Consider the following 6,009-nt stretch of genomic DNA (forward strand, 5'->3'; position numbering starts at 1 on the left):
CAGCCCGGCCCCCTCCCCTCCCGCCGCCAGCGCCTTGGACCCGGAGGGTCCGAGACGAAACAAGCACCCGGCCGGACGCAATACCGCCCCACCCAGCAACAGCCGCAGCGAAGCGCAGCGGAGTACGGAAGGGCCGACGAGCAATCCCACGCTCCGCCAGCCGCAATGTCGTCCCATGCGACCAACCGACCAACCGACCAGCCGACCAACCCACCAGCCGGCGAACCAATCCGCCCGCCCACCAGCCCGCCCCCTACCTCACCCCACCGAGCGCGCGCCGCAAGATCTCCGCCAGTTGGGCCAAGTCCTCCGGGTCGCATGTGGCGAAAGGGCTCTGGGCGAGCGTCAGTTGTACGACGCGTTCGCGGACCTCGCGGCCTCGCGGGGTGAGGACGGCTACTCGGATGCGTCGGTCGGTGGGGTCTGTGCCGCGTTCGACCAGGCCGCGGTCGATGAGTTGGTTGATGACGAAGTTGAGGTTGGGGGCGTTGCAGAAGAGGCGGCCGGCCAGGGCCTTCATGGACGGGGCGGGTTCGTTCGGCTCGATGCACCAGAGGGCTTGGGCCGTCGCGTGGGTGAGGCCGAGTTCGTCCAGGGGCTGGGCGAGGCGGTCGGTGGTGCGCATGAAGAGTTCGTGGTTGGCGCGTACGACCGATTCCAGCGACTGGTTCTCCATGGTCGAAGGCTAGCACTGTGCTTCGAGGCTCGAAGCTGTTACGGTCGCTACGCTTCGAGTCTCGAAGTACTTCGGGTTGCTCCGGCGCGCTCCGACGGCGGCCGGTCGCACAGGAACAGGAAGGGGAAAGCGCATGGGCGCCTACTCCGGCAGCACCGCCCTCGTCACCGGTGCCTCGAAAGGTCTGGGCGAGGCGTACGCCCGCGAACTCGCCCGGCGCGGCGCCGACTTGGTGCTCGTAGCCCGGTCCGGGGAGGCGTTGGACCGGGTCGCCGACGACATCCGGCGGGAGCACGGCGTCGAGGTCGAGACGGAGGCGGTCGACCTCGCCGCCGCCGACGGGGCGTCCCGGCTGATCGCCGAGCTGGACCGGCGGGGCCGCGTCGTCGACCTGTTGGTCAACAACGCCGGCGCCGGCACGGTCGGCCCCTTCCTCGACTCCGCGCCCGACCGCAACGTCGCTTCGGTCGAGCTGAACGTCGTCGCCCTGATGAACCTGACCCACGTGCTGGGCCGCCGCATGGCCGCCAGGGGGAGCGGCGGCATCATCAACGTGGGGTCCACGGCGGCGTTCCAGTCCATGCCGTACCAGGCGGCCTACGCGGCGACGAAGGCGTTCGTGCTGTCGTTCACCGAAGCGCTCGCCGAGGAGCTGCGCGGGAGCGGGGTGCGGGTCATGGCGGCCCACCCCGGAGCCACGGCCACGGGGTTCTTCGACCACACCACCGCCACGATGAACCCCGCGTACACCGATTCGCCCGAACGCGTCGCGGCCAAGACCCTCGACGCCTATGCCAAGGGCGCCGTCAACGCCTACCCGGGCCGCGTGATCATGCGCGTGACCACCTGGGTGGGGCGGCTGCTGCCCCGTACCACGGTGACGCGTACGACTGGGCGGTTGAACCGGGCCCTGGGGCTCCACCGCGCCCATGACCTCGACACTCCGGCGTCCCCGGCGCGGCCGTGACCGGTCATCCGCCGCCCCGTCCCTCGCCCCGTCCCCCGTTGATCGTGGACAGAACAACTAGGGCCTCAAGGGTTCCGCTTCTCAGCCCTCAGGGCACCGGTGTGAACTCGGCGGACTTGTGCCAGCTCTCCTGGCGCAGAAGTTCGTGCAGGGCCGTCTCCGCCGGGCCCGCGGCCTGCCGGAGGACGGCGATGACGGGCTGGGACACGGCGGGGGACACCGGGCGTACGAGGTGTTCGTGGGCCGGGGGCACCGCGGAGGCCGGTACGAGCGTCACTCCGAGTCCTTGGGCGGCCCAGCGGGCGGCCGTCGCGGTCTGGGAGACGCGGGCTGCCGTGGCCGGGGCCAGGCCGTTGTCCCGCAGTACGTTCAGGAGTACGGCGTCGAGTGCGCTGTCGCGGTCGAACCGGACCCACGGCTCGCCCTCCAGCTCGCGCAGTTCGACCCGGTCCGCGGCGAGCAGCGGGTGCCCGGAGCCCAGTACCACGACGAACTCCTCGTCGCCGAGGTGGTGGGCGTCGGAAGGGCTCCGCTCGCACGCCGCCATCAGGGCGAGGTCGAGCACGCCCCGGCGGCACAGCTGTTCCAGTTCGGCGGAGCTGGGCTCCTCGAAGACGCTGATCTCCAGCCGCGGGTAGCGGCGGCGCAGGGCGCTGAGCGCGCCCGGCAGTTGCCGGGTGCCGAAGCCCATCTGCGCCGCGACGACCAGTTCGCCCACCAGGTCTTCGGCGCCGGCCCGTGCCGTCGCCCGCGCCCGCCGCGACGCGCTCACGGCGACCTCGGCCTCCCGGAGGAACGCGCGGCCGACCACGGTGGGCACGAGCCCGGTCGGCGTGCGCGTGAAGAGTTGCACGCCGAGGTCCCGCTCCAGGCCGCGGATCTGCTGGGACATCGACGGCTGGGCGACGTGCAGCAGCTCCGCCGCCGCGGTCACCGAGCCTTCCTGGGCGACGGCCAGGGCGTACTCGTACTGACGAAGGCTCATGGGCTTCCGTTCTCTCCCTGCGTAGTTGGCGCAATGGTAAGTGGCCGGGATCGGCGCCTTCGGTCTCAGGCCGTCTCAGGCCGTGACAGACCGTGACAGGCCGTGACGGGCCATGTCAGGCCGCGTCCGACAGGGCGTGCGCCAGCAGGATCTCGGCTGCTTTACGTGCGTGGCGGCCGTAGTCCGCTTCGTCCAGCACCATGGCGCGGCTGGCCGCCCCGTCCGCGAGGGTGACCAGCTGTTCGGCGAGTGCGGCGGGTTCGCGGCAGCCCAGTTCTGTGACCAGTGCGGTGACGAGCCGCACCATCCGCAGTTTCTGCTCGCGGGCGTACGAGTGGACCGCGCTCTCCGGGTCGGGGAACTCCGCCGCGGCGTCGATGAACGGGCAGCCGCGCACCGGCGCCGCGTCCGGCGCGGGCTGGTCGAACAGCCCGAGTACGCGCTCCAGCGGAGAGACGTCCTCGCGGGTCAGCACGGTTTCCAGCGTGACTCCGGATGCGGAGAGGCCCTGGAGGTGGGCGATGACCAGGTCGTTCTTGGTCCGGAAGTGCGCGTAGAGCGTGCGCTTGGACACCGGCGCGGCCTCCGCGATCTGCTCCATGCCGGTCGCGTTGATCCCCTGGGCCGCGAACAGCCGAGCGGCGGCGGCCAGGACGCGCTCCCGCGCACCTCGGCCCCGGCCCTGCCCTCGCCCCTTGCTTTGAGATCCCGCTCCCGCTTCCGCTTCCGCATTCGCCGTCGTCGCACTCATGCCGCAAGTGTACGGCTGCGTTTACTTCGGCGGGAAAAGGCTGTTAGGGTCCAGCGATGTAAACGCTCCCGTTTACTTCATTCGCCTTCGAGGAGCGCCCATGAATCTGTCGATTCCCACCGAGCTGAGCGGCGGCGCGGAGAAGCTGATACGCGGCCGTCGCGCGACCCGCGCCTTCCGCCCGGACGCGGTGCCCGATGACACGATGCGGGCGATCTTCTCGCTGGCCGGCGCCGCGCCGTCCAACTCCAACGCCCAGCCGTGGCGGGTGGAGGTGGTGAGCGGCGCTCCGCGCGAGCGGCTGGCGGGCGCCTTGCGGGCGGCCCATGCTGAACGCCGCACTTCGGTCGACTTTCCGTACTCCGAGGACATGTACGCGCCGGTGCACCAGACGCGCCGGGCGGAGTTCGGCGCCCAGCTGTACGGAGCGCTGGGCATCGGTCCCGAGGACCGCGAGGCGCGGGCGGCCTACGACGCGGAGAGCCTGGGCTTCTACGGTGCGCCGCACGCCGCGTTCCTGTTCGTCACCGGGAACGGCGGGGCCCGGCTGGCCGCCGACGTCGGGGCCTATATGCAGACGCTGCTCCTGGCGATGGCCGCGTATGGCGTGGCGAGCTGCCCGCAGGGGCTGCTGAGTTTCTACGCCGACACGGTTCGCTCCGAACTGTCGGTGCCGGAAGGAAAGTTGCTCGTAGGGATCTCCTTCGGCTACGCCGACGAGGCCGCCCCGGTGAACCACGTCACTGCCGAGCGGGCCGCACTCGAAACGGTCGCGACCTTCCACGGCTAGCCGGTGCGGGTTCGCCTGAGCGGCAGAAAACCAACAGGCCGACGATAAAAATCGACACTGTGTAGACTTTCCGGGTGAGGGGGCAGTCCAGCGCCCCTCGCGAGTCCTCATCCGGATCTGTCTCCGGATCTATCCAAGGAGCAGCAGTGCGCAAGCAGAACTGGCTCATCACCGGCGTCAGCACCGGCCTCGGACGTGCCTTCGCCCAAGCCGCCCTGGCCGCCGGGCACACCGTCGTCGGCACGGTCCGCTCGGAGAACGACCTGCGGGCCTTCGAAGAGCTGGGGGCCTCGGAGGAGCTGGGGACTGCCGAGCAACTGGGGGCTGTCGAAGGCTTGAGGGCCGTCGCAGAACCGGAGCCCGGCCGCGCCCTCGGCCGCATCCTGGACGTGACGGACGACGACGCGGTGGCGAGTGTGATCACCGAGGTGGAGCGGAGCGTCGGTCCCCTGGACGTCGTCATCGCCAACGCGGGCTACGGCCTGGAGGGCACCTTCGAGGAGACGCCCCTGGCCGAGGTGCGGCGGCAGTTCGAGGTCAACGTGTTCGGGGCGGCGGCCACCCTGCGGGCCGCGCTGCCCCACATGCGCGAGCGCCGCCGCGGGCACCTGATGGCCGTCACCTCCATGGGCGGGCTCATGGCCGTACCCGGCATGTCCGCGTACTGCGGAAGCAAGTTCGCCCTCGAAGGCATCCTGGAGGCGCTGGGCAAGGAGGTCGCGCAGTTCGGGATTCACGTGACGGCGATCGAGCCCGGCTCCTTCCGCACCGACTGGGCCGGACGGTCCATGACCCGCGCGGAGCGGTCCATCGACGACTACGACGAGCTGTTCACGCCCATCCGCGAGGGGCGGCAGAAGGCCAGCGGGAACCAGCTGGGCGACCCGGTCAAGGCCGGGGAGGCCGTCGTGCGCATCGCGTCGGTGGACCAGCCCCCGGCCCACCTCATCCTGGGCTCGGACGCGCTGCGGCTGGTCGGCACCGCCCGTACGGCCGTGGACGAGGACATCCGCGCGTGGGAGGCGCTGTCCCGTACGACCGACTTCGCCGAGGGTGCTCAGCTCTGATGCCCGGCCACCACCCCGCGCGGAGCCGACGCGCCGCCGAACGCAAGGGCGACGTCCGCGAGCGGGCCATCCTCGACACCTGCGAGGCCCTGCTGGCGGACAAGGGCTACGACGCCATGACCGTCGGCGACATCGCCCAGGGCGCCGGCATCACCCGCGGCGCCCTGTACTTCTACTTCGGCTCCAAACAGGAAGTGGTCGCGGCGCTCGTGGCCCGGACCGTCGAGCACCTGTGGGAACGGTCGAGGGTCACCGCGCGGACCGAAGAGCCGCGCCAGGCCGTCGCGGCGGCCATGCGGCGCACGGTCGAGCTGTGGAACGAGCACGGGCTGGTCATGCGCACGGCGATCGACCTGTCGTTGACCGTGCCGGAGATCGGCGAGCTGTGGGACCGTACGGCCGACTTGTTCATCGCGGCCATCACCGCCGTTCTGGAACGAGCCGGCGTCCGGTCCGGCAGCGGACCGCAGCAGGCCTCGGCGATGGCCCGCGCCCTGTGCTGGATGATCGAGCGGACCTTCTACCACGCCTCGCAGGAGTCCCGAGAGGCGTTGCAGAAGGCGTCTTCGACCTGCGAACACATCTGGCTGACCAGCGCCGGCCTGACCGATTGAACCTGAAGCGGACATCTCCCCGATGACCGAAGCCGCTGAAGAGGTGACCCGCGCTGCCGGGGCCGCGCGGCCCCGGCCGCCCGCCGGGCACCCCCGGCCCCCACCCCCCCCCCAACCCCGGGATGCCGGAAGTGAAAACTCACACCCTAAAAACAACAA

7 protein-coding genes are annotated in these 6,009 nt (G+C 71.0%); 4 read left to right on the top strand and 3 right to left on the bottom strand.

The genetic code is table 11. The features are described 5' to 3' along the window. Positions 1 to 253: 253 nt before the first annotated feature. A complete protein-coding gene (locus AB0I22_RS22260) occupies positions 254 to 676 on the bottom strand; it encodes a MarR family transcriptional regulator (protein ID WP_363132576.1) in 423 nt (140 codons plus the stop codon). 133 nt (positions 677 to 809) lie between these two features. Here AB0I22_RS22260 and AB0I22_RS22265 point away from each other — a divergent pair, with 133 nt between their 5' ends. Continuing rightward, complete coding sequence (locus AB0I22_RS22265; protein WP_363132577.1) at positions 810 to 1,643, top strand: SDR family oxidoreductase; 834 nt, start codon at positions 810 to 812, stop codon at positions 1,641 to 1,643. A gap of 88 nt (positions 1,644 to 1,731) precedes the next feature. On the opposite strand, the gene AB0I22_RS22270 is transcribed toward AB0I22_RS22265, so the two are convergent. Next, on the bottom strand, positions 1,732 to 2,628 hold the full coding sequence (locus tag AB0I22_RS22270) for a LysR family transcriptional regulator (protein WP_363132578.1): 897 nt from the start codon (positions 2,626 to 2,628) through the stop codon (positions 1,732 to 1,734). A gap of 115 nt (positions 2,629 to 2,743) precedes the next feature. Next, positions 2,744 to 3,379: a TetR family transcriptional regulator gene (locus AB0I22_RS22275; protein ID WP_363132579.1), complete on the bottom strand. Its 636-nt coding sequence runs from the start codon at positions 3,377 to 3,379 to the stop codon at positions 2,744 to 2,746. A gap of 100 nt (positions 3,380 to 3,479) precedes the next feature. Between AB0I22_RS22275 and AB0I22_RS22280 the strand changes: the two genes are divergently transcribed. The 3 genes from AB0I22_RS22280 to AB0I22_RS22290 all read left to right on the top strand — a co-directional run bounded on the left by AB0I22_RS22280 (position 3,480) and on the right by AB0I22_RS22290 (position 5,850). Continuing rightward, positions 3,480 to 4,169 carry a nitroreductase gene (locus AB0I22_RS22280; RefSeq protein ID WP_363132580.1) on the top strand — a complete coding sequence of 230 codons (690 nt, stop codon included), beginning with the start codon at positions 3,480 to 3,482 and terminating at the stop codon, positions 4,167 to 4,169. Between the two features lie 146 nt (positions 4,170 to 4,315). Next, positions 4,316 to 5,236 carry an oxidoreductase gene (locus AB0I22_RS22285; protein ID WP_363132581.1) on the top strand — a complete coding sequence of 307 codons (921 nt, stop codon included), beginning with the start codon at positions 4,316 to 4,318 and terminating at the stop codon, positions 5,234 to 5,236. After that, positions 5,236 to 5,850, top strand: coding sequence for a TetR/AcrR family transcriptional regulator (locus AB0I22_RS22290; protein WP_363132582.1), 615 nt, complete (start codon positions 5,236 to 5,238; stop codon positions 5,848 to 5,850). The genes AB0I22_RS22285 and AB0I22_RS22290 overlap by 1 nt, the downstream gene beginning before the upstream one ends. Positions 5,851 to 6,009: the final 159 nt, after the last annotated feature.

Origin of the sequence: Streptomyces sp. NPDC050610, from assembly GCF_040654875.1 — a bacterium.
Classification (GTDB): Bacteria; Actinomycetota; Actinomycetes; order Streptomycetales; family Streptomycetaceae; genus Streptomyces.

Coding starts and splice junctions, on each gene's coding strand:
- AB0I22_RS22290 (WP_363132582.1), top strand. CDS start 5,236: ATGCCCGGCCACCACCCCGCGCGGAGCCGACGCGCCGCCGAACGCAAG.
- AB0I22_RS22270 (WP_363132578.1), bottom strand. CDS start 2,628: ATGAGCCTTCGTCAGTACGAGTACGCCCTGGCCGTCGCCCAGGAAGGC.
- AB0I22_RS22280 (WP_363132580.1), top strand. CDS start 3,480: ATGAATCTGTCGATTCCCACCGAGCTGAGCGGCGGCGCGGAGAAGCTG.
- AB0I22_RS22265 (WP_363132577.1), top strand. CDS start 810: ATGGGCGCCTACTCCGGCAGCACCGCCCTCGTCACCGGTGCCTCGAAA.
- AB0I22_RS22260 (WP_363132576.1), bottom strand. CDS start 676: ATGGAGAACCAGTCGCTGGAATCGGTCGTACGCGCCAACCACGAACTC.
- AB0I22_RS22275 (WP_363132579.1), bottom strand. CDS start 3,379: ATGAGTGCGACGACGGCGAATGCGGAAGCGGAAGCGGGAGCGGGATCT.